Consider the following 25,300-nt stretch of genomic DNA (forward strand, 5'->3'; position numbering starts at 1 on the left):
GAGAAAGGGTCCACCTCCTTATGCGTAAGTTCTGCACGGTCATCACGGCGCTCGGCGTCGTGCTCGCCGCCCCGGCGTGCGCCCCCAGTACCAAGAGTGGCGGTGACAAGGTCACCCTCACCGTGCTCTCCTGGCGCCCCGAGGACACGGCGGGTTACGCGAAGATCTTCGCGCCGTTCGAGAAGAGCCACCCGAAGATCAAGGTCAAGTTCAAGCCGATCAAGAACACCGAGTACCTCACGGTGCTGCCGACCGAGCTGAAGAAGGCCACGGGCGGTCCGGACGTGGTGCAGCTCAAGCCGTACGGGCCGATCCAGAGCCTCATCTCGGCCGGCAACCTCGCGCCACTCGACGGCCAGGTCGACGTGAGCAAGTGGGACCCGTCCGTGCTCCAGGCGGCCAAGGGCAAGCAGGACGGCAAGCTGTACGGCGTCCCGTACGCCATGCAGACCCTCTCGGTGCTCTACAACAAGAAGATCTTCGCCGACCAGCAGATCCAGCCGCCGACGACCTGGGCGGACTTCACCGCGGCCTGCGACAAGCTGAAGAAGGCCGGCATCACGCCGCTGTCGACGAGCGGCCTGCAGCCGTGGGTGCTCGCCATCGACCACCAGATCTTCGGCGCGACGCGCTACGGCGGCGACGACTTCGCCAAGGCGGCCCTGGCCGGCCAGAAGAACTTCACCGACCCCGACTACACCGCCTCGCTCGACGTGACGGCCAAGCTCAAGCCGTACTACCCGGACAAGGTCGCCGCGGTCGACTACCCCGACGCGCAGACCCTGTTCACCAGCGGCAAGGCCGCGATGTACCCGGGCGGTTCGTATGAGGTCGGGCCGTTCACCAAGACCAATCCGGACCTGCAGATCGGTTCCTTCGACGCCCCGCCGGCCCCCGGCGCCAAGGTGAACCATGCGCTGACCTCGGGCTTCGTCGACGGCTCGTACGGCGTCAACGCGCACTCGGAGCACAAGACCGAGGCGATGGAACTGGTCAAGTGGATGGCGACGCCGGAGTTCGGCCAGCTGTACGCCAACACGCTCAAGCAGATCTCGGCCGTCCCCGGCGTGACCCCCGGCGACCCGCTGCTCGCGCAGACGTACGAGGGCTTCAAGACCCACGGCGCGACGTACATGATGGTCGTCGACTTCGGCTACGGGAACCCGCTCGGCCGCGACCAGGAGGGTGAGGCTCTGCAGAAGATGCTGAGCGGCACCTCGGCCGCGGACGCGGGCAAGCTCGTCCAGAAGGGCATCTCGGCGTGGTTCAAGCCCAGCGGCGGATGACGTCGACGACCGAGCCGGTCGAGGTCGCCGGTCCCGGCGGCGGGAGCACCCGCCGCCGGGGGCGGCGGCGCTGGCCGCTGCTGCTGGTGTTCCTGCTGCCGGCGCTCGCGCTGTACACGGTCTTCATCGTGTACCCGCTGGTGTCGGCCCTGCAGTACAGCTTCTTCGACTGGACCGGCACCCGGCAGAACGGCTTCGCCGGCCTGGCGAACTTCCGTGACCTGTTCACGAAGTACCCGCTGAGCGAGCAGGTCTGGCGGGCGCTGGCGCACAACTGCGTGTTCTTCATCGGCACGATGCTGATCCAGACCACGGGCGGGCTGCTGCTGGCCACCCTGCTGCACCGTTCCCGGCGCGGCAAGCGCTTCCTGCAGACCGCGTACGTGCTGCCGCACCTGGTCAGCCCGATCGTGGCCGGCTACCTGTGGTCGCTGATGCTCAACCCGCAGTTCGGCGCGATCAACGCCGCGCTGCGCGGCGTCGGCCTCGGCTCCCTCGCCCAGCCCTGGCGCGGCGACCCCCACCTGGCGCTGCCGGTGGCGATCGTGATCAACGCCTGGCAGTGGGTGGGCTTCCCGATGCTGTTGTTCGCCGCGGCGCTGGCCGGCATCCCCGAGGAGTACCACGAGGCGGCGCGGGTGGACGGCGCGTCGGCCTGGAAGAGCTTCTGGCAGGTGACCTTCCCGCTGCTCACGCCGGTGCTCGGCATCGTCACGGTGCTGACCTTCATCGGCAACTTCAACATCCTGGACCTGATCTACGCGCTGCAGGGCTCGAAGGGCAACCCGGCGTACTCCACCGACGTGCTCGGCCTGCTGTTCTACCGGACCGCCTTCGAGAACCCCGACGCCAACGCGATCGGCCAGTCCTCCGCGCTCGCGGTCTGCATGTTCATCCTGATCTTCGGGATCTCGGCCGCGGCGAACCGCTTCTTCCGCCGGATGGAGGCACGCCTGAAATGACCACCTCCGTGCTGGAACCGGCGGTCGCGGTCGCACCCGCCCGGCGTCGCCGCCGCCCGCGCCGTGGCGCGGTCGCCTCCACCGTGCTGCTGTGGGTGTACGCGGTGGCGGCGCTCGCACCGCTCATCATCATGGCGCTGGGTTCGCTGCGCACCGAGCAGGACCTCGCCACCAAGCCGCTCGGCATCCCGACGCACCCGGCCTTCGAGAACTACGCGAAGGCCTGGTCGGAGGGCGGGTTCAGCTCCTACTTCGTGAACTCCATCATCGTGACGGTCGGCGCCGTGGTGCTGGGCACGGGCGTCGCGGTGCTGGCCGCCTACCCGCTGGCGCGCTACCGCTTCCGCGGGCAGGGCCTGCTCACCGCGTACTTCCTGGCCGGCCTGATGCTGCCCATCCGCCTGGGCATCGTGCCGGTGTTCTACCTGCTCAACTCCATCGGCCTGATCGACTCACGGATCGGCCTGATCTGCGTTTACGCCGCCAGCGGCGTGCCGTTCGCGATCTTCGTCCTGACCGCGTTCTTCCGCGGCCTGCCGAACGAACTGGAGGAGGCCGCCCGCATCGACGGGGCGGGCGAGCTGCGCATCTTCGCCCAGATCATGGTGCCGATGGTCCGGCCCGCGCTGACGACGGTGGCGCTGTTCCAGTTCATCCCACTGTGGAACGACTTCTTCTTCCCGCTGGTGCTGATGGAGGACGACAAGTACACGCTGCCGGTCGGCCTGACCCGCTTCGTCGCGGAGTTCGAAGCCGCCCACGCCCAGCTGTACGCGGGCCTGGTCATCACCACGATCCCGCTGGTGCTGCTGTTCCTGCTGGCCACAAAGCAGATCGTCGCCGGCCTGACGGCGGGCATGACGAAGTAGCCCGGGGGTCAGTGGAAGGTCACTTCGACGTGGAGGCCCCCTCCGGGGTTGGGCCGTGCGGTCAGTGTGGCGCCGTGCGCCTGGGCGATGGCGCGCACGATGGCGAGGCCGAGTCCGTGGCCGTCGGTGTGGCGGACGCGTTGGCCGCCGAGCTGTTGGAACGGCTGGAAGAGCCGCTCGACCTCGGCCGGGGGGATCGCCGTACCGGTGTTGCTGACTGCGATGGAGGCCTTGTCTCGGACCAGGTTCGTGGTGATCTGGACCTGCCCTCCGGGTGTGTTGTGGCGCAGTGCGTTGTCGACGAGGTTCGTCACCAGCCGCTCGATGAGCCCGGGGTCGCCGGTGGCCGGTGCCCGGCCGAGTGCGGCATCGATGGTGATGCCGCGGCGTTCGGCTCGTTGTCCGTGGCCGGCGATGACGGTTTCGGTGATCTGGTCGAGATCGACCGGCTCCCACTGTTCGACGCCGTGTTCGCTGGTCGCCAGGGTGAGGAGCGCCTCGATGAGGCGCTCTTGTTGATCGCCGAGTCGCAGAGCCTGCTCGCAGGCCGTCCGCAGAGCTTCGGTGCCGGCGTCGGGGTCGGCGAGGGCGACTTGCAGGAGAGTTCGTTGTCCTGCGAGTGGGGTGCGCAGTTCGTGTGAGGCGTTGGCCACGAAGTGGCGTTGGGCCTCGAAGGAGGCCTCAAGCCGCGCGAAGAGGTCGTCGAGGGTCTTGCCGAGGTCGGTGAGCTCGTCGCCAGGGCCGTCGAGGTCGAGCCGGCGGTTGAGGTTCGTGGCGGAGATCTCCTGGGCGGTGGTGTTGATGGCGCGCAGGGGGCGTAGGAACCGTCCGGCCAGCCACCAGGCTCCAATGAACGCGACGATCGCGGCGGCCAAGCCGATGGCGGCCGGACCGAATTCGAACTGGTGGCTGCTGCCGACCTGGTCCGTGCCGGGGGTGGCGTTCGCGGGGGCCCGCGCCGCCGTGTGGCCGTACAGCAGGTTGGTGGCGAGGAGTACGGCGGTGAGCAGGCCGAGGAAGAATCCCGAGTACAGCAAGGTGAGCTGTGCCCGGAGCATGGGCCGCCGCCTGCGGCGGAGCAGGGACATGACCTTGTCACGCGGGCGCATCACGCGTCTCCGATTCGGTAGCCGCCTTCGCGGACGGTGTGGATGACCGGCGGGTCGCCGAGCTTCGCGCGCAGCCGGCGGATCGTCGTCTTGACAGCGGTGGTGAAGGGATCGGCCTCTTCGTCCCACACCCGTTCGAGGAGCTCTTCGGCGGAGACCACCCGGCCGCCGGAGGCGAGGAGGCATTCGAGGACGGCGAACTCCTTCGGGCTGAGCTCCAGGCGCCGCCCGGCGCGGAAGGCGACCCGGCGGTTCGGATCCAGCATGAGGTCCGCCGCGCTCAGTGTGGGTGGCACCGCCGGCGTTGAGCGCCGGCCCAGGGCGCGGACGCGGGCGACGAGCTCGGAGAAGTCGAACGGCTTGGGCAGGTAGTCGTCGGCGCCCAGCCCGAGGCCGTCGACGCGGTCCTTGACGGTGCTCGCCGCGGTGAGCATCAGTACGCGGCTGCCGGAGCGCTCGGCCACGATGCTCTTGCACACCTCGTCGCCATGGATTCCGGGCAGGTCCCGGTCCAAGATCACGACGTCGTAGCGGGTGATCGCCAGATGCTCCAGCGCGTCGTTGCCGTCCAGGACCACGTCCACCGCCATGCCCTCGCGGCGAAGGCCGGTGCCGATCGAGCGGGCCAGGATTTCGAAATCCTCGACGACGAGCACTCTCACGAACCTTCTCCGTTCCGCTGCCTGAAGGTGGCGGCCACGCCCGTTCAGGGTCCGGGGTGGGGTGCCATCACCGCAACGATGCCAGGGCCCAGGTGTCAGCCCGGTGTCGGCGGCTGACACCAGGCTGACACCGGGCGTGCCGTACATCTACGTCGAGCGCCATCGCCGAGACAAGGACGGACGAGCACGTGAACGACGCGATCATCGAAGTCACCGGTCTACGCAAACGGTTCGGGCCCACACTCGCCCTCGACGGCGTGACCTTCACCGCCCCGCCCGGCAAGGTGACCGGCTTCATCGGCCCGAACGGGGCGGGGAAGTCCACCACCATCCGGGTGATCCTCGGTCTCGACGCTCCCGACGAGGGTCACGCCCGGGTCGGCGGACACCCCTATCGGGACCTGCGGAACCCGCTGCGCCACGTCGGGGCGCTGGTCGACGCCGCCGCCGTCCAGCCCAGCCGTACCGCCCGCAACCACCTGCTGTGGCTGGCCCGTTCCCAGACCCTGGAGGCCGGCCGGGTCGACGCCGTGCTCGAGCTGGTCGGCCTCGCCGCGGCGGCCCGCCGCAAGGCGGGCGGCTTCTCGCTGGGCATGCGCCAGCGTCTTGGCATCGCGGCGGCGATGCTCGGCGACCCACCGGTCGTCATCTTGGACGAGCCGTTCAACGGCATGGACCCGGAGGGGATCGTCTGGATGCGCAAGCTGCTGCGCACCCTCGCCGCCGAGGGCCGGGCCCTGCTCGTCTCCAGCCACCTGATGAGTGAGCTGCAAGGCATCGCCGACCACATTGTGGTGATCGGCCGCGGCAAGGTCCTCGCCGAAGCCGGCATCGATGAGCTGCTCGCGCGCGCCGCCGGTGAGCAGGTCCTGCTGCAGACGCCGACGCCGGCCGAGGCGTACCGGGTGCTGCATCGTGCCGGGGGCGTCACGACGATCATTGACGACGGCGCCCTGAGCGTCTCCGGGCTCGCCGCCCGCCAGGTCGTGGCGGCTCTTGGCCAGTCGGACGTGGTCTTTTCCGAGGTCACCACCCAGCGGCCGACGCTGGAGGACGTCTACTTCCAACTCACCAGCGGCGAGGCGGAGTTCGGGACCAACACCGTGCAGGGGGCACAGCGATGACCACGACCAGCACGCCACCCCTCCTGGCAGGCACGCCCGAGCGGGCACGCTTCACGGCCGTGCTGCGGGCCGAGTGGACCAAGTTCCGTACGGTCCGCGGCTGGGTGATCGCCCCGATCATGGCCGCCGTGCTGTGCGTCGTGTTCACCTTCTTGGTCGCCAACGGCACCCACACCGACTTCTGCACCGGCACCGGCAACTGCACGGCCGGCCATGCCTTCGTGCCGACCGGACCGAAGGGCCAAGCGGTCGCCGACAGCTACTACACCCTCGGCGGGCGGCTGACCGGCGACGGCACCATCACCACTCAGGTCACCTCGCTGACCGGCGTCATCTCGACCGCCCCGACGGACGTCGCCCCCTCTCAGGCGCAGCAAACCCGCCCCGGGGTCCCGGCCTGGGCCAAGGCCGGGATCCTTCTGCGGCCGAGCACCCGGCAGGGATCGGCCTACGCCGCGGTGATGGTCACCGGCGGCCACGGCGACCGCTTCCAATACGACTACAGCCACGACGACGCCGGCCGGCCTGGACCGGTCTCCGCCGGCTCGCCGCACTGGCTGCGCCTGACCCGCACCGGCGACACCCTGACCGGCTACGACTCGACCAACGGAACGACGTGGACCCGGACCGGCACCGCGCACCTGACCGGGCTACCGGCCACCGTCTACGCCGGGCTGTTCGTCACCTCGCCGGTCTCCTTCCAGACATCGGCGAGCGGCGCACGCACCCTCGCCACCGCCACCTTCGACCACACCGTCATCGACGGCAGCGCCACGCCCAGCGCCTGGCACGGTCAGAGCATCGGAGCCGGCGAGCAGGACTTCTACCCGACGCTGCGAGCCGGCAGTTACCACCGCGCCGGCGGTTCCCTCGTCGTCAGCGGCTCCGGAGACATCGCCCCCGCCGTCGTCCAAGGGCTCCTCGGCGCGGACACGGCCTCCAGCAGCCTGCCCTTCGGGCTCACCGTCGCGCTGATCGTGCTCATCGTGGTGGCGACCATGTTCGTCACCGCCGAGTACCGCCGCGGCCTGATCCGCATCACCTTCGCGGCCATCCCCGGCCGGCACCGCGTGCTCGCGGCCAAGGCCGTCGTCATCGGCGCGGTCGCCTTCGTGATCGCCGCCGTCGCCGCGGCGACCGCCGTTCCCCTCGGCGAGCACATCCTGCACGCGAACGGTGCCTACGTCTTCCCGGCCGGCGCCCTCACCGTCGTGCGCATCGTCGCCGGCGCCGCGGCCCTGGCCGCCGTCACCGCCGTCGCCGTGCTCGCCGTCGGCACCATCACGCGCAAGAGCGCCGCGGCGGTCGCCGGGGGCATCGTGGTGTTCGTCCTGCCCTCGATCATTGGCTCGATCAGCTCCGGTGGCGCCGTCCAGTGGCTGTATCGCCTCACCCCGGCCGCCGGCCTGTCGGTGCTGCAAGCCCTGCCCCGATCGGCGCAGGTCGACTACCCCTACACCTTCGCCAACGGCTACTACCCGCTCGCCCCCTGGGCCGGCTTCGGCGTCCTCGCCGCATGGGCGGCGCTCGTCCTCGGCATCGCCGCCGTTCTGCTGCGCCGGAGAGACGCATGATCGAAGCACTACGAGCCGAATGGACCAAGACGCGCACCACAGGCGGCATCGCCTGGCTGCTCACCGGTGCCATCGCCGTGACCATCGCGGTCAGCGCCGGCATCGCCGCCGCCACCCACGTGTCACCACAAGGCGGCCAGGAGGATCCCACCAAGATCGCCCTGACCGGCGTCTACCTTGGCCAAGCGGTCGTCGCGGTATTCGCCGTCCTGACCATCTCCGAGGAATACGGCACCGGCATGATCCGCGTCAGCCTCGCCGCCATGCCGCGCCGCCTTGTGCTCCTCGCCGCCAAAGCCGCCACCACGACGGCACTCGCCCTCACCGCCGGCATCCTCGCCGTCACCGGCTGCCTGCTCGTCGGCCGCCTCATGCTCCCAACCGCCGGCCTCGACCCGGCCCACGGCTACCCACTCATCTCGATCGGCCACAGCCCAACCCTGCGCGCCGCCTCCGGCAGCGTCTGCTACCTCGTCCTGATCGCCCTGCTCTCCCTCGGCGTCGCCACCGCCCTCCGCGACGGCGCCCCATCGATCGCCGTCGTGCTCGGCCTGCTCTACCTGCCCCCACTCCTCGCCCAAGCCTTCACCGACCCACTTCGGCGGCACATTGAGCAGATCGCCCCCATGACCGCCGGACTCGCCATCCAAGCCACCACCGACCCCCACTCCCAACCCATCGCCCCCTGGGCCGGCCTGGGCGTCCTCACCGCATGGGCAGCAGCATCGCTTCTGATCGCCGCACTCCTACTGCGGCTGCGCGACGCATGACCACCGTGTTGTCAGATGCCTCGTCGTCTGCGTGGGGTGATGGTGTAGCTGAAGGAGATCACGAAGTCGATGGCGAGTATGAGTGCCCAGGGGGCCATCACCGACCACAGCCTCAGGGTGCGGTGAGCGTCTCCGACGAGCAGCGTGAAGATGCCCAGCACCGCTGCCGCCACGATGTAGGCGAGGAGGTGGCGAAGCCATTGCCCGCGTTCGTAGGCGGCGTGGGCGGATCCGGTCTTGGGTGCCTTCACCGGGGTGGGGCCGCCGGCGAAGCGATGGGCGAAGCGCTGGTCGGCCCAGCCGATCATCTGATGGCCGAAGGCGACCGATACGCCGATGTAGATCGCGGCCAGACCGTGCGCGGGCGAAGCGGGTGCGCCGCTCCGGAGGTCGACGACCGAGGCCGCGAGCAGCACCACGTCGACCATGGGAACGCTGACCAGCAGGACGTTGCTGAGCCGCCGGGCGCGCAGGAGATAGCGGACCGCGAGCCCGGTCACCAGCAGCGCCCAGAACCCGATCTCGCATCCCACGATCAGGAAGATCACGACGCTCCTTTATTTCGCACGGCCGTATGAAAAAGAAAATAACACGACTGTGCGATAATGGCCAGATGCCGAAGATCGTGGACCACGAGGCGCGCCGGCTGGAGCTCGCCGACGCGGTCGGCCGCGTCATCGTCAGGGACGGGGTGAATGAGGTCTCGATCCGCTCGGTCGCGGCCGAGGCCGGCTGGTCGTCAGGCGCGCTGCGGCACTACTTCAGCACCCGCGCCGAGCTGCTGGCCTTCGCCTGCGAGCAGGTGGTGGAGCGGGTCACGACCCGGATCACCGACCTGAGGCACAGCGGCACCATCCAGCAGGCGGTCCGCGCCGCGCTGCTGGAGACCATGCCGGTCGACGCGCGGCGTCACGCCGAGGCCGCCATCGCGTTCGCCTTCCTGACGCTCGGGCTGAGCGATCCGCGCCTGGCCGAGGTCCAGCGCACCCACTTCGACGGCATGTACGGGCTCTGCCTTCAGCTCATCGAGAGCCTGGAGACCGAGGGTCTCCTGGCCCCTCACACCGCCTCGACCGAGCTCCTCGCCCGGCGCCTGCACGCCGTCGTCGACGGTCTGTCCATCCAACGGCTGGCCGGCCACCTGACCCCGGAGAGCATGATCGACCAACTCGACGCCTACCTCGCCGAAATCAGCCTCGGGGCTGGCGGCCGGCCGTGATCTCGGCTCGTGGGCATGCCGGGGTGTGGTCGGCGTCGTAGCGGCGGACGGGACTTTACGGCCGGATGTGCCACCATCGTGCCCGTGACCGATCTGCTCTCCCACGTGCGCGTTCCAGGCGACCGGGAGATCCGTGCCCTGCACGAGAAGCATGCCCCCACGGGCGAGGCGTTCGAGCTCGTCCACACCCACTGCGAGATCGTGTGCCGGATCGCGGAGCAGCTCCTCGGCCGCGTGGGCGACGGCGTCGACGCGGACCTCGTACGGGCGGGCTGCCTGCTGCACGACATCGGCGTCTACCGCCTGTACGACGGCGCGGGCGAGCTCGACCACGCGAGCTACATCCGCCACGGGGTGCTCGGCCACGAACTCCTCGCCAAGGAGGGGTTCGCGGAGGCGATCTGCCGGTTCTGCTCGTGCCACACGGGTGTGGGCATCGGTCCCGACGAGGTACGGATGCAGCGCCTTCCGCTGCCGGCGGGGGACTATCGCGCGCGGTCCCGCGAGGAGCGGCTGGTGATGTACGCGGACAAGTTCCACAGCAAGAGCAGCCCGCCCGCGTTCGTCCGCGCGGACACCTACGCGGTGGACGTCCGCCGCTTCGGGGCCGGCAAGGCGGCGGCCTTCGCGGAGTTGCGCGAGGAGTTCGGCGAGCCGGACCTGGCCCCGTTGCTCACGGCGTACGGTCACGCGGTCCGTTAGGCCATCGGGGCCGCCGGGAGCCGGTGACCTCCCGGCGGCCGGTCCAATGGCGGTGGAACTGGTAACCGAAGAGGTCCACCGAGAACGCCTCCGACGCGGCGTCGGCGGGGGCGGCCGCGACGCCGGTGAGGGCGAGCGGCGCGACGGGCACGGCCGTGACGATCGGACGCATGGCGGACTCCTTTCCCCCGGGAGGCAGGAAGCGTGTACACGTTATACATGTCCGTTATGTAAACGGCAACCACCTCGTATCACGACGTACGGCCACGCCCCGCGGGCGGGGCGTGGCCGTACGTCGTCGCGATCGCGCGTCAGCGAGCCGGGGGAGGGAGGGGAACGCCCTTCGTGCCGGGCTTGACCTGGGAGCAGTGGACGCCCTTGGGCAGCGGTCCGATCTTCACGTGACCCTTGCCGTCCTTGGTCGCCTTGACGACCGTGGCACCGGACGGCGGAGCCGGCAGGGCCGCGCCCTTGGGGATCGCCTTGACGATCCGTCCGTTCACCTTCACCAGTGCGCGGGCCTTGCCGGGCACCTTGCCCGTGACGACCTCCTTCGGCCCCTTCTCCGGCCTGACCTTGAGCTTCGCGCCCTTGCCGACGCAGACGATCGCGACCGGGCTCGTCCCCTTCGCCGGGACGGTGGTCGGCGCCGAGCGCGAGACGGCCGGTGACGCGCCCGCGGCGTACGCCGAGCCCGCCAGCCCGGTCAGCGCGATGCCACCGGCCAGAACGCCGACGGCGATGAGCCTGTTTCTCATGGTTCCTCCGAGCAGGAGTCGATCAGGACACCTCGGAGTCTCCCGACGGGGAGCTGAAGTCACGATGAGTGCGGAACGAGGTCAGCCACCCACTGGGAGCGCAGGGCGCCATCCGGCTGCTGGCCGACCACCACGACGCCGGGTTGCCGCGCTGGCTGCCCGGCGGGTTCGCGGCACGGCTCGCGTGCTAGCGGTGGCGACCGTCGCCGGCCGCCATTCTCGTGGTGCCCGGCTACCGGCTCGGTGTATAGGCCAGCACCACCGCGCCGTTGCCGATTTCGGTCACTCCCGTCAGGTTCATGAGGGTCGTGCTGATGCCCGACAGCAGCGACTCACCGGAACCCGCGACAAACGGGGATATGCTCAAATGCAGCTCGTCCAGCAGACCCGCCTCGACGAGCGCCCGGCTGAAAGGGCCGTTGCCATACTTCACCAACGTGCCGTCGCCGGCCTCTTTGAGCTGGGCGACGGCGTCGATGGCGTCGCCGGTGAGCACCTCGGCGTTCCAGGTGGTCTCGGTCAGCGTGGTGGAGGCGACGTGCTTCGGTAGGGAGTTGAGCTTGTCGGCGAGGTCGCCGGTCATGGTCGGCCACGTTGCGGCGAAGTTTTCGTAGGTCGCCCGTCCTAGCACGAGACCGGCTGCCTGTTCCAACAGCCGGAGCTGGTAGTCGAAGTGGTTGTCGTTGGGGGCGATCTTCATCTGTCCGGCCCACCAGTCGTCCCCGGAGAACCTCCCGTCGAGCGAGAGATGGTCATATTCGATCAGTTTTCGCATCCCCGGAGACAACCATCCCGATGATCGACGGTCTTGTATCGAACCGAATCCCGCCGGCTTCGAGGTGCTGCTCAAGCGGGTCGAGACAGCCCAGCGGGTCGGGTCGGGTCGGGGATCAGAACGCGACGAACGGGATGTCGGACCTCAACTCGCCCGGGGTGTGGCCGGTCGCCCACCGCATCGCCCGCGCGAGCTGCGGCTGATCGTAGTAGCCGCCGACGGTGACCACGTCGACGATCGATCTCCCCGCCGTGAGGAGCTGTGCGGCGTGCTGTGCCCGCTCGATGCTGACGAGCTTGCGGCGCGACATCCCGACGGCCCGGCGGAACCGGATCTGCGCCGTCCGTTCCGACATGGCTCGTGGTCGTTCGCCGTGACGGATCTCGTCGACGAGTGGATCGAAGATCAACAAACCTGCTCGCACGAGTCTGTCGACGAAGACGTCGACGTTCTGCTCGGTCGGCATCTCCCAGTCTCGGTTGTCCAGCAAGATCCGGTCGCCTGACAGGGTCGGCAACAGAGCATCGTTCAGGTCAGCCAGGCCGGAAGGCGGGAACAGGGGCAGATAGGCACCGAGCCGCAGCTCGACACCGAAAAACTCCCAGCCCTCCGGACAGATCAGTTGAGTGGCCCTGGTCTCCGGTCCGCGCAGGTGCACCGTCAACCTGTCACCGGTCCGCGCAAACGCGATCATGGAGGAGCCTTTGGCCGCCGAGGTGAAACCGGTCGCGGCGTCACAGCTTGCCGACCACACTCGTCGCACCAGCGGGAGTTCGCCGGCGACAGCGTTGAAAATCAACCCCATAACGGCGGGAGTCTAGGCGGTCCCGACTCCACCGGGCTGAGACCGGGCGGCACCGCGTGGGAGTCGAGCAGGCACTGTCCGTCAGCACCGTCTTCATGGTGGCTTTAGGTACGGCTCGTCACGCTGGGCCGGTGCGGATTCTCGTGGTGGAGGACGAGCGGCGTCTCGCCGAACTGCTGAAGGACGGTCTGGCCGGTGAGGGGTTCGCGGTCGATCTCGCCCATGACGGCCAGGAGGGATTGTGGCTGGCGACCGAGAACCCGTACGACGTGATCGTCCTGGACGTGATGCTGCCGCGGCTGGACGGCGACGCGGTCTGCGCCCGGCTGCGCGAGGCCGGGATCTGGACGCCGATCCTCATGCTGACCGCCAAGGACACCGCGCAGGACGAGGCGCAGGCGCTCGACAACGGCGCGGACGACTTCCTGGGCAAGCCGTTCGCGTACGTGGTCCTGCTCGCCCGGCTGCGGGCGCTGCTCCGGCGCGGGGCGCGCGAGCGTCCGGCCGTGCTCACGGTGGGGGATCTCCAGGTCGACCCGGCGGGGCTGCGCTGCCGCCGGGGCGACGTATCGATCGCGCTGACGCCGAAGGAGTTCGCCGTCCTGCACGGTCTGGCGCGCCGGGCCGGCGAGGTGGTCTCCAAGACCGAACTGCTGTCGATGGCCTGGGACTTCGCCTACGACGGCGACTCCAACATCATCGAGGTCTACGTCAGTGCCCTGCGGCGCAAGATCGACAAGCCGTTCGGGCGCACCACTCTCGTCACCGTGCGCGGCGCGGGCTACCGGCTGGAGGCATGACAGATGCGACGTCCGCGATGGACCCGCCCGCTGGGCGGCGTACGGCTGCGCGCGACCGCGGCGGCGGTGCTGACCGTCGCCGTGGCGCTGGGCCTGGCCTCGGCCGTCCTGCTCCTGGCCCTGCGGCACTCCCTGGAGGAGAGCGCCCGCGCCGAGGCGACCGCGAAGGCCAAGGCCGTGGCCACCGCCGTACGGATCGGGCCCAGCCTGTCCTCACCGCACGCGCTCGATGACAGCAGCGGCGGCACCGGCAGCACCGACGTCCAGGTGATCAGCAAAACGGAGGCGGGACCGAGCTGGAAGACCGGATCCGCCTACGTCGTCGCGGGGGAGCGGGTGGCCACCAAGGGAGGCACGGTGATGATCCAGGGCCGGTCCTCGCTCGCGCCGACCCGGCAGGCGATCACGACGCTGTGGCATCTGCTGCTGCCCGGGGTGCCGGCGCTGCTCCTGCTCGTCGCGCTGCTGACCTGGCTCGCGGTGAGCCGCGCGCTGCGGCCGGTCTCGGCGATCCGCGCGAAGATGGCCGACATCACCGCCCACGACCTGCACCAGCGGGTCCCCGAACCCGGCACCCGTGACGAGATCGCGGCGCTGGCCCGTACGGTGAACGCCACGTTGGACCGGCTGCGGACCGCCGTCGAACAGCACAAGCGGTTCGTCGCGGACGCCGCGCACGAGCTGCGCAGCCCGCTGGCGGTGCTCCGCGCCCGGCTGGAGCTGACCGCCCACCGGGTCGAGGCTCCCACGCTGGCCGCCCAGGCGCTGACCGACGTCGAACGGATCCAGTCGCTGACCGACGACCTGCTCCTGCTCGCCCGCCTCGACGCGGGCGAACCCCCGCGCGAGCAGGAGGTCGACCTCGGTCAGGTGGCCGCCGAGGAGGCGGCGCGAACCCGGCCGCGGCCGGACGTCACGGTGACGCTGGACATCGCCCCCGACGTGCTCGTCCGCGGGTCCGGCGACCAGCTGAGGCGGCTGGTGGCCAACCTGGTGGACAACGCCGTACGGCACGCGGCGACCGCCGTCACGGTCCGCCTGGCCGAGGACGGCTCCCGTGCGGTTCTGGAGGTCGTCGACGACGGCCCCGGCATCCCGGCCGAACACCACGAGGTCGTCTTCGACCGCTTCACCCGTCTCGACGAGGCCCGCGACCGCGACCGGGGCGGTTCCGGCCTCGGGCTGGCGATCGCCCGCGACATCGCCGTGGTCCACCGCGGCTCGCTGTCGGTCGCCGCGAGGCCGGAGAACGAATCCGGCGCGTGCCTTCGCGCCGTGCTCCCGGTCGGTGTTCCCGGATAGAGGCTTCCTGCGGTTGATGGCGGCATCGGGGGCGTGTGACCGCGGAAATTCGATGGCGCGTGGTCCGACGGCGCCGTTACGCTCCGTGCATTATCGCCGGTCATGAGCGAAGTGGGTCTTTTATGCGTGGTTCTAGGTATATGCCCCTGGATCGGGGGTAACGGCGGACGCGGTGCCGCATCTCTCCTCGGTCGGGGCTCGCCGGCACCGCGGCGGGTCCTCGACCGCGCCGGCGTGAGAGCGCCGGTAGTGCCGACCCGCGGAAGAGCGGAGCGAACGCAGGGGGAAGTGATGAAGGCCATGACGTCGTCGGCGGCGATCCGTACCCGGGAGGACGAGGCCACCGGCACCGAGCCGCGGACCACGCGACGCCGCACGGTCCCGCCGTCCCACCCGGTACGGCTCACCACGACGCCCACCGGCACCGCCCGTAAGCGGGCCGCCGGCACCGGCACGGCGGTCACGCGCCGGGCGGCGGCGCGCACGGTCCAGGCGCCCGCGCGACGTCCGGCCCCCACCGCCGGACGTCACGCGCCCACCGCGCCGCGGGCGCCGTTCGCCCTGCTGGTCGTGGGCCTGCTCGGCGGCGCGCTGGTCAGCCTCCTCCTGCTGAACACCGTGCTCGCCCAGCAGTCGTTCACGCGCAGCGAGTTGCAGCAGGAGAACCAGCGGCTCGTGGAGCGCAAGCAGGCGTTGCAGGAGGACATCGCCCGCGAGAACAGCCCCGAGGTCCTCCACGCCAAGGCACGCCGCCTGGGCATGCGCGACTCCGGCGACCGAGTGGTCACCGATCCGCGCACCGGTCGCTGACCGGCGCGGCGGCGGCTCTAGCGAGCCGCCGCCGCGTCGATGATGGAGCGGACGCGGGCCGGGGTGGTCACCGCGCGGGTGGTCTCCGGCGGGTACAGCGCGCCGCCCATGTAGATGCCGGCCGCCTGGAAGCGGCTGCGCGACCGTACCGTCTCGTTCGCGGTGAAGTGGAGCTCCCGCGCGCCGGTCTGCTCGGCCACGCGGGCGGCCGTGCGCTCGTTGATGCCGCCCGCCGGCATGACGATGATCCGGTCCGCGGCCTTCTCCACCAGCCGGGCGATCAGGTCGGCGCCCTCCAGGGCGCTCGGTGCCGCGCCGGAGGTCAGCAGCCGGTCGACGCCCAGCGCGACGACGTCCTCGAACGCCTTCTCCGGATCACGGGTCACGTCGAACGCCCGGTGGAAGGTCACGCTGAGCGGCCGGGCCGCCGCGACGAGGCGCGCGCACAGCTCCGTGTCGATCTCGGCGTCCTCGGTCAGTGCGCCGATGACCACGCCGTCGACGCCGGCCGCCTTGGCCGCCGCGATGTCGCGGAGCATCACCTCGACCTCGGCGGGGCCGTAGATGAAGTCCCCGCCGCGCGGCCGGATGATGACGTGGACGCGGAGCCGGCCCGCGGCGGCGGCCACGGCCTGCTCGATCATGCCCTGGCTCGGGGTGATCCCGCCCTCGAACAGGGCGGCGCAGAGCTCCACCCGGTCGGCGCCGGCCTCCGCTGCGGCGGCGACGTCGTCGGCGGACTCCAGGCAGATCTCGTAGCGCATGGGTTCCTCTCGGGTCATGAGTGTCACAGAAGTTCGGGCGTCAGGTCCGGGTCGGCCATGTCGGGATCGAACGGGAAGAGCGGCCGCCGTACGCCGTGGTGCCCGAGCCGCAGCAGGTCCTGGTCGACGCCGCCCGGGGTGAGCGCGAGCAGCCAGTCCGCCGCGAGGTCGTACAGCTCCGGCTCCAGGTAGCCGATCTTGACGATGACCAGGTCGGTGTCGGCCGGAGACAGGCCGAGGGCGGTGAAGTCGCAGATCTCGTGGTACGGCTTGCGCCGGCTGGTCAGGATGACGTGCAGCCCGCCGGTCCTGATCACCGCGATGTCACCGCCGACCGGGTCGCCCGGCAGCAGGGAGTGCACCATGCCCGCGATGGCGACCGGTCCGGAGGGGCCCGCGTCGATCCGGCCGCCCGCGCGGACCATCACCTCGGCGCCCTCGCCGGCGGCGAACGCCGTCGCGACCGCCTCGGGGTCGACGATGCTCGCGTAGATCGCGCTGGCCTTGCCCAGGCGCAGTTCCTCCACGACGAGCAGCCGGCTCAGCGTCCAGGACACGTCGCCGGCGCCGCCGGCGGTCGGGTTGTCGCCGGAGTCGCTGATCAGGAACGGCCGGGCGTCACTGGCGAGCGCGGTCGCCAGGCACTCGTCGAACGTGCCGGTCGGCGCCACGAACGCGAAGTCGTCGCGGGCGTGCCAGTACGCCTCGGCCAGCTCGCGTGCCTGCGCGGCGATGACCTCCTCGTCGTCGCCGGTCACGACCACGGCGGCGCGGCACCGGGGCTCGTCGGCCCAGGCGTAGCCGACCCAGATCGCCGCGTCGACCACGCCCGGCAGCGCCTCCACGGCCGGGATCCGGCCGTACAGGCTCTTGGCCGGCTCGACGCGGGTGCTGGTCTTCTCCCCGGGCAGCAGCACCGGGACCTGCACCCACGCCTTCCGCGGCCGACCGCCGTCGTGGAGCCGCTCGACCAGGTTGTACGCGGCGCGTTCGCGCGACTCCCAGGCGTCCTCGTGCGGGGCCATGCGGTAGCAGGTGATCAGGTCGACGGCCGACGCGAGCTCGCGCGACACGTTGCCGTGCAGGTCCATCGAGGCGGAGATCAGCGTGTCCGGGCCGACGGCCTCGCGGATCACGGCGGCCAGCCGGGCCTCGGCGTCGGTACGGCCGACGACGCTCATCGCGCCGTGGATGTCGAAGAACAGGCCGTCGAGCGGGCCGGCCGCCTTGGCGCGTTCCACGATCTCGGCCTCGAGCGCGTCGTACACCTCGGGTTCGACCGCGCCCCCGGGCAGCGACACGGCGTGCAGCAGCGGCACCCACTCGACCCCGGTGGTCCACGGCGCGCCCATCCACGAGTAGCGGGCGAGCAGGGCGTCGCCCCGCGTGACGGTGAAGTCCGCCAGCCGGGTGCGGTGCGGGGAGAAGGTGCTCGACTCGATGGCGATTCCGGCGATGCCGATGCGCAGCGGTGTCACGGGAGATTCCTCACTGGGGCGGCCAGACCCTGGTCGATCAAGAGGCGGCCGATGCCGAGCAGGCCGGCGTCGGGGCCGGCGACGCTCTCTCCGATCTGGAGTTCCTGGGTGGTGAGCGGCAGGCAGCGTTCGTACAGGGCGCCGCGCGCGGCGGCGACGAACAGGTCGCAGGTGGCCAGCGCGCCGCTGAGGACCACCGCCTGCGGGTTGAAGAAGTTGACGATGGTGACGAGGACCTCGCCGAGCTGCCGGCCGGCGAAGCGCAGCGTCGTGTTGACGGTCGGGTTGCCGTCGCGCGCCAGCCGTACGAGGTCGGCGGTGGTCGCGAGGTCGACGCCTTGAGCACGGAGGGCGGCGACGATCGCGGCCCCGCTGGCGATCGTCTCCAGGCAGCCGAAGTTGCCGCAGTTGCAGGGGCGCTCGCCGCCGGCCGGCACGCGGTTGTGGCTGACGTCGCCGGCGACGCCGCGGGCGCCACGGTGCAGGCGGCCGTCGTTGACGAGCGCGGCGCCGAGCCCGGTGCCGGCCTTGACGAACACGAAGTCGCGCAGCTCGGGGCCGCGCACGACCGCCTCGCCCATCGCCATGAGGTTCGCGTCGTTGTCCACGACGAGCGGCGTCTGGTAGTACTCGGCCAGCCGGCGCCGTACGGAGAAACCGTTCCAGCCGTGCATCCGGGAGGAGCCGACCACCGCGCCCTCGGAGTCGACCGGGCCCGGCAGGCCGATGCCCATGCCGAGCACCGTACGTCCGGCCGCGAGCTCGGCGAGCGCGTCGGTGATCCGCGCGAGGACGGGTTCGGGGCCGGCCGTCACGTCGATCTCCAGGTCCTGGATGGCCTCCGGCCGTCCGGCCCGGTCCATCGCGGCGATCCTCGCGTGGTGACCGCCGAGGTCGGCGGCCAGGATGACCCCGTCGCCGGCGCGGACGCTGAGCAGCCGGGGCCGCCGCCCGCCGCGCGAGCGGCCCTCGCCGGACTCCTCCAGCAGGCCCGCGTCGAGCAGTTCCTGGACGTGTGCGGAGACGGTCGAGGGCGCCAGGCCGAGCAGCCGCGAGAGGTCCGCCCGTGACGTGGCCTGGCCGGACGCCACCAGCCCCATGATCTGCGCGGCCGACATGGTGGCTCCTTCACTGCAGTGATCACGGTTGCGGCGGCAACCCTAGCGACCGGGCCCGAGCGAACTAAGTCCAGAGCTTAGTTCGAAGATGGAGATTGAAGCGGAAACTTGGCTGGACGATAGCAAGCAGTCGGGAGGGAGTCCACCGCCCGTACGCCGTAACACGGCTGTAATCAGCGCTTTCTCCCGGATCCTGGCTCGCTACTTAATTCGTTCGAGGCTTGTCTTCGTTCGATACGGGCATGTATCGTCGCCGCCAACATCCCGCCGAAAACGGTGGAAGTCCCCCATGGAGCACCGATGAAGAGACCCCTGACGCTGGCGGTGTTCGGCGCAGCCGCGGCCCTGCTGGCCGCCGGCTGTTCCTCCGGTGGTGGAGGATCGTCCGCGAGCGGTGGCACCCCCCAGCAGGGCGGGTCGGTCACCTTCGCGATGCCTCCGAACGCCACGCCGAACTGGATCTTCCCGATCGGCACGCCCGGCCACCTGGCCTCGTTCAACGGCGCCATCCGGCAGGAGGTCTTCCTGCCGCTGTACGCCTACGACGGCTACAGCGGCACCGTGGCGATGGACGAGAAGGCGAGCGCCGCCAAGGCGCCGGTCTACTCGAACGGCGGCAAGACGGTCGACATCAAGTTGAACACGCTGACGTGGGCGAACGGCCAGAAGGTCACCAGCCGCGACGTGGAGTTCTGGTTCAACCTGGTCAAGGCCAACAAGTCGCAGTGGGGCAACTACAGCGCCGGCGACATCCCCGACAACGTCGCCAAGTTCGAGACGGTCAGCGACACGGAGTTCAAGCTCCACCTCACCAAGGCCTACAACCCGGACTGGTTCACCGCGAACCAGCTGACCTACGTCACGCCGATCCCGCAGTCGGCCTGGGACGTGGAGAGTTCGGGCGGCAAGGTCGGCGACTACGACCGCACCACCGACGGCGCCAAGAAGGTCTTCAAGTACCTGACCGGCGAGGCGGGCAAGCTGTCGGAGTACGCGAGCAACCCGCTGTGGAAGGTGGCGAACGGCCCGTTCACGGTGAAGGAGTTCACCACCACCGGCCAGGTCACGCTCGCCAAGAACCCCAAGTACACCGGACCGGACACGGCTCACCTGGACACCGTGACGTTCAAGCCGTTCACCTCCGCGGACGCGGAGCTGAACGTCCTGCGGTCGGGTGGCGTCGACTACGGCTACATGCCGGCGCTGGCGACCAGCCAGCAGAAGTCGATCGAGAACCTCGGTTACCAGGTGAAGCCCTGGAACGGCTGGGCCGTCACCTACATCCCGTACAACTTCAACAACCCGGCCATGAGCGCGGTGTTCAAGCAGCTGTACATCCGCCAGGCCGTGCAGATGTCGATCGACCAGACGACGATCTCGCGGGTCATCTGGCACAACCAGGCCGCGCCCGGTTACGGCCCGGTGCCGCAGACGCCGGTGTCGAAGTATCTGGCGCCGGAGCAGCGGACCAACCCGTACCCGTTCGACCTGAACAAGGCCAAGGCGCTACTGACCTCGCACGGCTGGACGATCCAGAACGGCGTGGCCGCCTGCACCCAGGCGGGCTCCGGCGCGAACCAGTGCGGCGACGGCGTCAAGGCGGGCACGCAGCTGAAGCTCACCATCGACAGCCAGAGCGGCAGCACCGAGACCGACAACATGATGCAGGAGGTCCAGTCCTCCCTGTCGAAGATCGGCATCAAGCTGTCAATCAAGTCGGAGCCGCTGAACTCGGTGCTCGACCACACCGCGCAGTGCAAGCCGAGCCAGCCGTCCTGCTCCTGGCAGCTCTCCTTCTTCGGCACGGCGGGCAGCTGGTACTTCCCGGCGTACCCGAGCGGTGAGCAGATCTTCAGCAGCACCGGCAGCTCGAACCTCGGCAGCTACGTGGACCCGACGGCCGACGACCTGATCAAGAAGTCGACCAGCTCGTCGGACCCGGCCGCGATGCAGAAATACGACGCGTACGTGACCAAGAACCTGCCGGTCATCTGGATGCCGAACCCGGCCTACCAGGTGTCCGCGATCAAGAACAACCTGCGCGGCGTGGTACAGGACCCGCTCGTCTTCATGCAGCCGCAGCGCTGGTACCTGGCCAAATGAGACCGGTCCGGGGCGGTGGCGGACCGCCGTCCCGGACCTTCCACCCCCTGGCGGAGGCATCCCGTTGACGCGCTTCCTGCTCAAGCGGATCGGGCAGGCGGTCGTGGTCATCTTCTTCGTGACCGTGATCGTCTTCCTGTTGCTGCACTCGGTGCCGGGCGGCCCGGCCCACGGCATTCTCGGCCCGAAGGCCAGCCCCCAGGCGATCGCGGAGTTCAACCGCGAGCACGGCTTCGACAAGTCGCTGGTCCAGCAGTACTGGGCCTACCTCAATGAGCTGTTCCACGGCGACCTGGGCGAGTCGTACACGCTCAACCAGTCCGTCGCCTCGCTGATCGGCCAGCGGATCCCCAAGACGCTCGTGCTCACCGGCCTGTCCACGCTGGTCGCACTCGCGGTGGCGATCCCGCTGGGCGTGTGGCAGGCGCGGCGCCGCAAGGGCCTGGCCGACTACGCCGTCACCACCGTGGTGTTCGTCGGCTACGCCACCCCGGTGTTCTTCCTCGCGCTGGTCCTGGTCATCGTCTTCACCCAGAAGACGCAACTGCTGCCGCCGCAGGCGCCGCAGACACAGTCGATCGCCGGCCTGTTCGCCGACTCGCGGGCGCTGATCCTGCCCGTGCTCGCCGGGGCGATCGCCACGATCGCGGCGTTCAGCCGGTACATGCGCTCGGCCGTGCTGGACAACCTCGCCGAGGACTACGTACGGACCGCGCGCGCCAAGGGCGCCTCGGAGCGGCGCGTCGTGTGGCTGCACATCATGCGCAACTCCCTGACGCCGATCGTCGCGATGCTCGGCTACTACCTGCCGGTGCTGTTCTCCGGGGCGCTGGTGATCGAGTCGGTGTTCAACTACCCCGGCATGGGGCTGCTGTTCTGGAACGCCGCGCAGACCTCCGACTATCCGATCCTGCTCGGCGCGGTGCTCGTCATCGCGCTGGCCACCGTCATCGGGTCGCTGCTCGCCGACATCGTCCAGGCGCTCATCGACCCGCGGGTGAGAGGAACGATCAAATGAGCGAGCGGAGCGAGCGAATCGACCAACACAGCGTCCTGGTGATCACTCCTCCGACGAAGGAGGACTCATGAGTCTTTCTGCACCGGTCGCCGCCGAACCACAGCCCGTACGGGTCGCCGGGTCCTACCGGCGCATGGCAACGCTGTTCTTCGCCAACCGGCTCGCCGTCACGGGGCTGGTCATCCTGGCCGCGCTGCTGGTGTTCTGCTTCCTCGGCCCGCTGATCCACCACACGGACCAGACGCACACGAACCTGTCCGCCGCCAACCTCTCGCCCGGCACCGGGGGACACCTGCTGGGCACCGACGACGTCGGCCACGACGTGCTGGGACGTCTGATGATCGGGGGCCAGACGTCCCTGGAGATCGGGGTGGCGGCCGGGCTGCTCGCCACCCTGATCGGCACGGTCTGGGGCGCCATCTCCGGCTACGCCGGCGGCTGGCTGGACGCGCTGATGATGCGCGTCGTCGACGCGGGCATCGCGATCCCGGCGCTGTTCCTGCTGCTGGTGACCGCGACGATCCTGCGGCCGACGGTGGGGGTGCAGATCCTCATCATCGGGTGCGTGTCGTGGCTGGTGCCGGCCCGGCTCGTACGCGCCGAGGCGCTGTCGCTGCGCAGCCGCGACTACGTGCAGGCGATGAAGGCGATGGGCGGCAGCCACCGCCGCGCGGTGTTCCGGCACATCATCCCGAACGCCATCGGCACCGTGGTGGTCAACGCGACGTTCCAGGTGGCGGACGCCATCCTGCTGATCGCCTACGTCAGCTTCCTGGGGCTCGGCGTGCCGCCGCCCAAGACCGACTGGGGCGGGATGCTCAGCAAGGGCATCTCCTACACCTACGACGGCTACTGGTGGCTGATCTTTCCGGCCGGTGTCGCCATCGTGCTCGTCGTGTGCGCGTTCAACGCGATCGGCGACGGCCTGCGCGACTCCTTCGAGGTACGCCTGGAGGGGCGATGAGCGACCAGCCGCCCACACTCGCGATCGAGGACCTGAGCGTCACGTTCGGCAGCGGACACCGGACCGTACGCGCGGTCGACGGCGTCAGCGTCACCGTCGCGCCCGGAGAGATCGTCGCCGTCGTCGGCGAGTCCGGGTCGGGCAAGAGCGTCACCTCGATGTCCACACTGGGGCTGCTGCCGCCGACCGCGAAGGTCGGCGGGACGGTACGGGTCGGCGGCGTGGACGTGACGACGCTCGACGGGCCGCGCCTGCGGGCGGTCCGCGGGGCCGAGGTCGCCATGGTGTTCCAGGAGCCGATGACCGCGCTGAACCCGGCGTTCACCGTCGGCTGGCAGGTCGCCGAGGCGCTGCGCCTGCACACGGACCTGTCCCGCAAGCAGGCCCTCGACCGGGCGGTCGAGCTGCTGGAGATGGTCGGCATCCGGGATGCGAGCCGCCGGCTCGGGCAGTTCCCGCACGAGCTGTCCGGCGGCCTCCGCCAGCGCGTCGTCATCGCGATGGCGATCGCCTGCGAGCCGAAGGTGCTCATCGCCGACGAGGCCACCACCGCGCTCGACGTCACCGTCCAGGCCGAGATCCTCGACCTGCTGCGCGACCTGCGGACGAAGTTCGGCATGGCGATGCTGGTGATCACGCACAACATGGGTGTGGTCGCCGACATCGCCGACCGGGTCGTCGTCATGTACCAGGGCAAGGTGGTCGAGCAGGCGCCCGTCGACGACCTGTTCGCCCGGCCCGAGGCCGACTACACCAAGCGCCTGCTGGCCGCCGTGCCGCGCCTGGCCCCTGGCGAGCGTCGCGATCGGGAGGCCCCGGAGAAGGAGACGGCGGCGCTGTCCCTGGAGAACCTCGTCGTGGAGTTCCGCGGCAAGGGCGGCAGCCGGGTCCGCGCGGTCGACGACGTCACGCTCACCATCGCCGAGGGCGAGGTGCTGGGGCTGGTCGGGGAGTCCGGATCGGGCAAGTCCACCGTGGGCCGCGCCGCGATCGGCCTGGTCAAGCCCGCCTCCGGCACCGTACGCCTGCTCGGCGAGTCGCTGGGCGAGGCGCGGGGCCGCGCCCTGCGCAGGCTGCGGCGCCACTGCGGCATCGTCTTCCAGGACCCCGCCTCCTCGCTGGACCCGCGGATGACGGTCGGCGACTGCGTGGCCGAGCCACTCGTCATCAACGGCGTCGGCGACCGCACGGAACGCGTGGTCGCGCTGCTGAAGAGCGTCGAGCTGGACCCGGCACTGCGCCTGCGCCACCCGCACGAGCTGTCCGGCGGCCAGCGACAGCGGGTCGGCATCGCACGGGCACTCGCCCTCGATCCGCGGCTCGTCATCGCCGACGAACCCACCAGCGCGCTGGACGTCTCGGTCCAGGCCGCCGTGCTGGAGGTCTTCCTGGAGTTGCAGGAACGCCTCGGCTTCGCCTGCCTGTTCATCACCCACGACCTCGCCGTCGTCGGCCGCGTGTCGGACCGGGTCGCGGTCATGAACCAGGGCCGGCTCGTCGAGGTGGGCGCGCGCGACGACGTCCTGTTCGACTCGCAGGAGGAGTACACGCGCCGCCTCGTGACGTCGGCACCGGTGCCCGACCCGACCGAGCAGCGCCGCCGGCGCGCCGAACGCCACCGGCTGTGAACCCGGTTCGGCCGCCGGCGGACGAAGTGCCTACCATCGAGCCCGTGACCGTACGCGGATTGATCATCGACTGGGGCGGTGTGCTGACCACGCCGCTGCGCGACGCGATCGCGGAGTGGATCGAGGCCGACGACATCGACCACGAGGGCTACCGCCTGGTGATGCGGGAGTGGTTCGCGCAGGCGTACGCCGGAGACGGCGCGGTCAATCCGGTCCACGGCCTGGAGGACGGGTCGCTGCCGCCGGCCGAGTTCGAGCGGATGCTCGCCGAACGGCTGCGCACCCGCGGCGGCATGGCGGTGGCGGCCGAGGGGCTGCTGCTGCGGATGTTCGCCGCGTTCGAGCCGGTCGAGGAGATGTACGAGGCGCTGCGCCGGGCACGGGCGGCCGGGGTGCGCACCTGCCTGCTGTCCAACTCCTGGGGCAACACCTACCCGCGCGAGTCGTTCGACGAGCTGTTCGACCAGGTGGTGATCTCCGGTGAGGTGGGGCTGCGCAAGCCCGACCCGGAGATCTTCCACCACGCGCTCGACCTGCTCGACCTCCCGGCGCCGGAGTGCGCCTTCATCGACGACATCGAGCACAACATCCGGGCCGCCGAAAGCCTCGGCATCGTGGGCGTCCACCACGCCGACGCCGCGACCACCGTCGCGCGTCTGGAGGAGCTGTTCGGGGTGTCGCTCGGGTAGTCCTTGTCCGG

At 70.3% G+C, this 25,300-nt stretch carries 27 protein-coding genes; 17 read left to right on the top strand and 10 right to left on the bottom strand.

Annotation, left to right across the window (positions count from 1 at the left end):
• The first annotated feature begins 20 nt into the window (after positions 1 to 20).
• Genes QSK37_RS26145 through QSK37_RS26155 form a run of 3 tightly spaced genes read left to right on the top strand, consistent with a single transcriptional unit; the run spans position 21 to position 3,117 of the window.
• Positions 21 to 1,286 (top strand): ABC transporter substrate-binding protein, encoded by a 1,266-nt coding sequence (locus QSK37_RS26145; protein WP_285625904.1) that lies wholly within the window; start codon positions 21 to 23, stop codon positions 1,284 to 1,286.
• Positions 1,283 to 2,248, top strand: coding sequence for a carbohydrate ABC transporter permease (locus tag QSK37_RS26150; protein WP_285625907.1), 966 nt, complete (start codon positions 1,283 to 1,285; stop codon positions 2,246 to 2,248). The genes QSK37_RS26145 and QSK37_RS26150 overlap by 4 nt, the downstream gene beginning before the upstream one ends.
• Positions 2,245 to 3,117, top strand: a complete 873-nt coding sequence (locus tag QSK37_RS26155) for a carbohydrate ABC transporter permease (RefSeq protein WP_285625909.1) — start codon at positions 2,245 to 2,247, stop codon at positions 3,115 to 3,117. Before QSK37_RS26150 ends, QSK37_RS26155 begins: the two co-directional genes overlap by 4 nt.
• 8 nt (positions 3,118 to 3,125) lie before the next feature.
• Here the strand turns inward: QSK37_RS26155 and QSK37_RS26160 are convergent, their stop codons facing one another.
• Entirely contained in the window at positions 3,126 to 4,226 is a 1,101-nt protein-coding gene (locus tag QSK37_RS26160; protein WP_285625912.1) for a sensor histidine kinase, read from the bottom strand.
• Complete coding sequence (locus QSK37_RS26165; protein ID WP_285625915.1) at positions 4,226 to 4,888, bottom strand: response regulator transcription factor; 663 nt, start codon at positions 4,886 to 4,888, stop codon at positions 4,226 to 4,228. The genes QSK37_RS26160 and QSK37_RS26165 overlap by 1 nt, the downstream gene beginning before the upstream one ends.
• A 188-nt stretch (positions 4,889 to 5,076) precedes the next feature.
• Between QSK37_RS26165 and QSK37_RS26170 the strand changes: the two genes are divergently transcribed.
• The 3 genes from QSK37_RS26170 to QSK37_RS26180 are packed head-to-tail and all read left to right on the top strand — an operon-like array spanning position 5,077 to position 8,356.
• On the top strand, positions 5,077 to 6,012 hold the full coding sequence (locus tag QSK37_RS26170; protein ID WP_285625921.1) for an ABC transporter ATP-binding protein: 936 nt from the start codon (positions 5,077 to 5,079) through the stop codon (positions 6,010 to 6,012).
• Positions 6,009 to 7,586 carry an ABC transporter permease subunit gene (locus tag QSK37_RS26175; protein ID WP_285625924.1) on the top strand — a complete coding sequence of 526 codons (1,578 nt, stop codon included), beginning with the start codon at positions 6,009 to 6,011 and terminating at the stop codon, positions 7,584 to 7,586. The genes QSK37_RS26170 and QSK37_RS26175 overlap by 4 nt, the downstream gene beginning before the upstream one ends.
• Entirely contained in the window at positions 7,583 to 8,356 is a 774-nt protein-coding gene (locus QSK37_RS26180) for an ABC transporter permease (RefSeq protein WP_285625927.1), read from the top strand. Before QSK37_RS26175 ends, QSK37_RS26180 begins: the two co-directional genes overlap by 4 nt.
• An 11-nt stretch (positions 8,357 to 8,367) precedes the next feature.
• On the opposite strand, the gene QSK37_RS26185 is transcribed toward QSK37_RS26180, so the two are convergent.
• On the bottom strand, positions 8,368 to 8,904 hold the full coding sequence (locus QSK37_RS26185; protein WP_285625929.1) for a hypothetical protein: 537 nt from the start codon (positions 8,902 to 8,904) through the stop codon (positions 8,368 to 8,370).
• Between the two features lie 65 nt (positions 8,905 to 8,969).
• On the opposite strand from QSK37_RS26185, the gene QSK37_RS26190 reads away from it, so the two are divergent.
• Complete coding sequence (locus QSK37_RS26190; protein WP_285625932.1) at positions 8,970 to 9,575, top strand: TetR/AcrR family transcriptional regulator; 606 nt, start codon at positions 8,970 to 8,972, stop codon at positions 9,573 to 9,575.
• Between the two features lie 105 nt (positions 9,576 to 9,680).
• Positions 9,681 to 10,277, top strand: a complete 597-nt coding sequence (locus QSK37_RS26195) for an HD domain-containing protein (RefSeq protein ID WP_285626191.1) — start codon at positions 9,681 to 9,683, stop codon at positions 10,275 to 10,277.
• Here the strand turns inward: QSK37_RS26195 and QSK37_RS26200 are convergent.
• Both QSK37_RS26200 and QSK37_RS26205 read right to left on the bottom strand, forming a co-directional pair.
• The gene (locus tag QSK37_RS26200; protein ID WP_285625935.1) at positions 10,249 to 10,449 is read right to left on the bottom strand and encodes a hypothetical protein; all 201 of its coding nucleotides are present in this window, start codon (positions 10,447 to 10,449) and stop codon (positions 10,249 to 10,251) included. The genes QSK37_RS26195 and QSK37_RS26200 overlap by 29 nt on opposite strands.
• A 139-nt stretch (positions 10,450 to 10,588) precedes the next feature.
• Positions 10,589 to 11,035, bottom strand: coding sequence for a hypothetical protein (locus QSK37_RS26205; protein WP_285625938.1), 447 nt, complete (start codon positions 11,033 to 11,035; stop codon positions 10,589 to 10,591).
• A gap of 68 nt (positions 11,036 to 11,103) precedes the next feature.
• On the opposite strand from QSK37_RS26205, the gene QSK37_RS26210 reads away from it, so the two are divergent.
• Positions 11,104 to 11,226 (top strand): hypothetical protein, encoded by a 123-nt coding sequence (locus QSK37_RS26210; RefSeq protein ID WP_285625941.1) that lies wholly within the window; start codon positions 11,104 to 11,106, stop codon positions 11,224 to 11,226.
• A 41-nt stretch (positions 11,227 to 11,267) separates the two neighbouring features.
• On the opposite strand, the gene QSK37_RS26215 is transcribed toward QSK37_RS26210, so the two are convergent.
• Together QSK37_RS26215 and QSK37_RS26220 are read right to left on the bottom strand one after the other, a co-directional pair.
• Positions 11,268 to 11,810, bottom strand: coding sequence for a dihydrofolate reductase family protein (locus tag QSK37_RS26215; RefSeq protein ID WP_285625944.1), 543 nt, complete (start codon positions 11,808 to 11,810; stop codon positions 11,268 to 11,270).
• Positions 11,811 to 11,925: 115 nt separating this feature from the next.
• Positions 11,926 to 12,615, bottom strand: a complete 690-nt coding sequence (locus QSK37_RS26220) for a helix-turn-helix domain-containing protein (protein WP_285625948.1) — start codon at positions 12,613 to 12,615, stop codon at positions 11,926 to 11,928.
• Between the two features lie 131 nt (positions 12,616 to 12,746).
• Here QSK37_RS26220 and QSK37_RS26225 point away from each other — a divergent pair, with 131 nt between their 5' ends.
• The 3 genes from QSK37_RS26225 (at position 12,747) to ftsL (ending at position 15,527) form a co-directional block, all read left to right on the top strand.
• A complete protein-coding gene (locus QSK37_RS26225; RefSeq protein ID WP_285625950.1) occupies positions 12,747 to 13,415 on the top strand; it encodes a response regulator transcription factor in 669 nt (222 codons plus the stop codon).
• Positions 13,416 to 13,418: 3 nt separating this feature from the next.
• On the top strand, positions 13,419 to 14,717 hold the full coding sequence (locus QSK37_RS26230; protein WP_285625952.1) for a HAMP domain-containing sensor histidine kinase: 1,299 nt from the start codon (positions 13,419 to 13,421) through the stop codon (positions 14,715 to 14,717).
• A 291-nt stretch (positions 14,718 to 15,008) separates the two neighbouring features.
• Positions 15,009 to 15,527, top strand: coding sequence for a cell division protein FtsL (ftsL, locus tag QSK37_RS26235; RefSeq protein WP_285625955.1), 519 nt, complete (start codon positions 15,009 to 15,011; stop codon positions 15,525 to 15,527).
• 17 nt (positions 15,528 to 15,544) lie between these two features.
• On the opposite strand, the gene QSK37_RS26240 is transcribed toward ftsL, so the two are convergent.
• From QSK37_RS26240 to QSK37_RS26250, 3 genes are read right to left on the bottom strand one after another with little or no spacing between them, the layout of a single operon-like run.
• Complete coding sequence (locus tag QSK37_RS26240; RefSeq protein ID WP_285625957.1) at positions 15,545 to 16,309, bottom strand: copper homeostasis protein CutC; 765 nt, start codon at positions 16,307 to 16,309, stop codon at positions 15,545 to 15,547.
• A 5-nt stretch (positions 16,310 to 16,314) separates the two neighbouring features.
• Complete coding sequence (locus QSK37_RS26245) at positions 16,315 to 17,769, bottom strand: M81 family metallopeptidase (RefSeq protein WP_285625960.1); 1,455 nt, start codon at positions 17,767 to 17,769, stop codon at positions 16,315 to 16,317.
• Entirely contained in the window at positions 17,766 to 18,887 is a 1,122-nt protein-coding gene (locus tag QSK37_RS26250) for an ROK family transcriptional regulator (RefSeq protein WP_285625963.1), read from the bottom strand. The genes QSK37_RS26245 and QSK37_RS26250 overlap by 4 nt, the downstream gene beginning before the upstream one ends.
• Before the next feature lie 300 nt (positions 18,888 to 19,187).
• Here QSK37_RS26250 and QSK37_RS26255 point away from each other — a divergent pair, with 300 nt between their 5' ends.
• From QSK37_RS26255 to QSK37_RS26275, 5 genes are all read left to right on the top strand, one after another.
• Positions 19,188 to 20,990 carry a peptide ABC transporter substrate-binding protein gene (locus tag QSK37_RS26255; protein ID WP_285625965.1) on the top strand — a complete coding sequence of 601 codons (1,803 nt, stop codon included), beginning with the start codon at positions 19,188 to 19,190 and terminating at the stop codon, positions 20,988 to 20,990.
• 64 nt (positions 20,991 to 21,054) lie between these two features.
• Positions 21,055 to 22,008, top strand: a complete 954-nt coding sequence (locus tag QSK37_RS26260) for an ABC transporter permease (RefSeq protein ID WP_285625968.1) — start codon at positions 21,055 to 21,057, stop codon at positions 22,006 to 22,008.
• A 67-nt stretch (positions 22,009 to 22,075) separates the two neighbouring features.
• The gene (locus QSK37_RS26265) at positions 22,076 to 22,972 is read left to right on the top strand and encodes an ABC transporter permease (protein ID WP_285625970.1); all 897 of its coding nucleotides are present in this window, start codon (positions 22,076 to 22,078) and stop codon (positions 22,970 to 22,972) included.
• On the top strand, positions 22,969 to 24,600 hold the full coding sequence (locus QSK37_RS26270) for an ABC transporter ATP-binding protein (RefSeq protein WP_285625973.1): 1,632 nt from the start codon (positions 22,969 to 22,971) through the stop codon (positions 24,598 to 24,600). Before QSK37_RS26265 ends, QSK37_RS26270 begins: the two co-directional genes overlap by 4 nt.
• A 44-nt stretch (positions 24,601 to 24,644) precedes the next feature.
• Positions 24,645 to 25,289 (top strand): HAD family hydrolase, encoded by a 645-nt coding sequence (locus QSK37_RS26275; protein WP_285625975.1) that lies wholly within the window; start codon positions 24,645 to 24,647, stop codon positions 25,287 to 25,289.
• The last annotated feature ends 11 nt before the right edge of the window (positions 25,290 to 25,300 follow it).

The sequence above is a fragment of the Actinoallomurus iriomotensis genome (assembly GCF_030269445.1).
GTDB classification, from domain to species: domain Bacteria; phylum Actinomycetota; class Actinomycetes; order Streptosporangiales; family Streptosporangiaceae; genus Actinoallomurus; species Actinoallomurus iriomotensis.